Annotated in this window: 1 protein-coding gene; it reads right to left on the bottom strand. The window is 68.8% G+C overall.

Features of this window, described 5'->3' with window-relative positions; all coding sequences use genetic code 11:
- A partial coding sequence (locus Q0L11_RS17935; RefSeq protein WP_296599040.1) for an indolepyruvate ferredoxin oxidoreductase family protein occupies positions 1–2,708 on the bottom strand: 2,708 nt, incomplete at its 3' end.
- Positions 2,709–2,746 lie beyond the last annotated feature (38 nt).

The raw sequence follows: 2,746 nt of genomic DNA, 5'->3' as shown, positions 1-2,746 counted from the left end.
GCCTGGAGGTTGGCCTCGGCCTCGACGCCGTTCAGGCGGATCGCCCGGTAGAGCGCGCGGCTGGAGACCGGGATCACGCCCTTCTGCCAGGCGAAGCCCAGCATGATCATGTTGGCGTAGATCGCGTCGCCCAGGCTGCTCTCGGCCAGGTGGCTGGCCGGGGCGGCGTCGTAGCTCTTGGTGGCGGCGGCGATGCGCTTGCCCTGCTCGTCGGCGTCGAAGCGGACGTCGCGGTCCGTCACGAAGTCGGCGGTAGGGGCGAAGTCGGCGTTGCCGACCGCGACCGTGCGGTCCTTGGCGTAGAGGGCGAGCGCGTCGGGTCCGGCGGCCGAGAGCAGGTCGCAGGCGATCAGCACGTTGGCGCTGGCGGCGGGTACGCGGCCGCCGATCACCGTGGTCTCGGTCTCGCCGATGCGCACGTGGCTGAACACCGCCCCGCCCTTCTGGGCCAGGCCGGTCATGTCGACAACCGAGGCCGAGCGGCCGTCCACGTGGGCGGCCATGGCCAGGATCGAGGCCACGGTCGTGACGCCCGTGCCGCCCACGCCGGTGAAGACGATGTTCTGGACGCCCTTCAGTTCCTGGAACGTCGGCAGCGGGGTGGCGTCGGCTGTCAGGGCCGGCATCGCTTCGCGATGGGCGTTCTCGGCGCCCTCCAGCGTGATGAAGCTGGGGCAGAAGCCGTCCAAGCACGAATAGTCCTGGTTGCAGGTCGACTGGTTGATCTTCCGCTTGCGGCCGAACTCGGTGTTCAGCGGCTCGACCGAAACGCAGTTCGACGTCTTCGAGCAGTCGCCGCAGCCTTCGCAGACCAGCGGGTTGATCATCACCCGCTGGGGCGCGGCGGCCATCTTGCCGCGCTTGCGCCGGCGGCGCTTCTCGGTGGCGCAGACCTGGTCGTAGATCAGCACCGTCACGCCGGGAGTGTCGCGTAGCTCGCGCTGGACTTTCATCAAATCGCTGCGCGGGCGGACCTCGACGCCGGGGGCCAGGTCGGTGACGCCCTGGTAGCGCTCGGGCTCGGCGGCCACGACGACCACCTTCTTCACGCCTTCCGAGGCGAGCTGGCGGGTGATCTGCGGGACGGTGAAGCCGCTTTCGGCTGCCTGGCCGCCCGTCATGGCGACCGCGTCGTTGAACAGCAGCTTGTAGGTCATGTTCGACCCGGCCGCGACGGCGGCGCGGATCGCGAGCGAGCCCGAGTGGTTGTAGGTACCGTCGCCCAGATTGACGAAGACGTGCTTCTCGTCGGTGAAGGGCGAGGCGCCGACCCAAGAAAGCCCCTCGCCGCCCATGTGGCTGTTCAGGTCGGTCGACGGGTCGTTGAAGCTGGCCATGTAGTGGCAGCCGATGCCGGCCAGGGCGCGGCTGCCTTCCGGCAGGCGGGTCGAGGAGTTGTGCGGGCAGCCCGAGCAGAAGAACGGCTTGCGCTGTTGGTCGGCCGAGAGCGTGACCGCAGCCATGGAGGCGGCCGACACCCGGTTCAGGTAGTCGTAGACGCGGTCCATGTGGCCGCCGGCCGGCAGGCGGTCGGCGATGGCCAGCGCGATCTCGGCCACCGACAGCGAGGTCAGTTCCGAGAGCAGCGGGGCGCCCTTCTCGTCGGTCTTGCCGATGATGACGGGGCGGGCGTGGGCCGGCAGGTCGTAGAGCGCGGCGCGCGCCTGGGTCTCGATCAGCGGCCGCTTGTGCTCGATGACCATCAGGGTTTCGAGGCCGGCGGCGAAGGCGCGGATGCCCATGGGCTCGAGCGGCCAGGGCATGCCGACCTTATAGATGGCGACGCCCAGCGAGGCGGCCTCGGCCTGGGTGATGCCCATGGCGGCGAAGGCCTCGATCACGTCCTTGTAGGCCTGACCCTGACAGACGATGCCCAGGCGCGGGCGTGAGGCGCCCAGCATGATGCGGTCAATGTGGTTGGCGCGCGCGAAGGCGAGCGCGGCCGGGATTTTCTGGGTGCGCAGGCGCCGCTCCTTGTCGAGCGGCTGGTCCTTCAGACGGATCCCGAGGCCGCCCGCGGGAATGCGGAAGTTCTCGGGCGTGACGAACCGGTGGCGCGCGAGCGAGACGTCGATGGTCGCGCCCGAGTCCATGGTGTCGGCCAGGGCGATCATCCCTACCCAGAGGCCGGAGAAGCGCGACATCGCGATGCCCATCAGGCCGTAGTCCAGCACCTCCTGCACGTCGGCCGGCGAGAGAACCGGCATCTCGAAGTCCTGGAAGGCGTATTCCGACTGCGACGGCAGGGTGGAGGACTTGCATGTGTGGTCGTCGCCGGCCACCGCGAGCACGCCGCCCTTGGGGTGCACGCCGGCGAAGTTGGCGTGTTTGAAGACGTCGCCGGTGCGGTCGACGCCGGGGGCTTTGCCGTACCACATGCCGAAGACGCCGTCGTAGCGCGCGCCGGGGAACAGATTGGCCTGCTGGCTGCCCCAAACGGCGGTGGCGGCCAGGTCCTCATTGAGGCCTTCCTTGAAGACCACCTCGGCGGTCTTGAGATACTTGGCCGCCCGCGCGGCCTGCTGGTCGAGACCGCCCAGGGGCGATCCGCGATATCCCGAAACGAACCCTGCCGTGTGGAGCCCAGCCGCCTGATCCAGGCGGTGCTGATCCATCAGAACCCGGAGCAGCGTCTGGACGCCGGTAATGAACACCCGGCCATCCGTGAGCAGAAATTTGTCGTCGAGCGTCACTTCCTGGTGGCGCATCGCAATTTTTTTCCTTTCGGGCCTCCCCTAACGGATCG

The organism is Phenylobacterium sp. (assembly GCF_024508875.1).
GTDB lineage: Bacteria > Pseudomonadota > Alphaproteobacteria > Caulobacterales > Caulobacteraceae > Phenylobacterium.
Note: the sequence above shows the minus strand (reverse complement) of the source record. Positions and strands in the feature narration are given on the sequence as shown.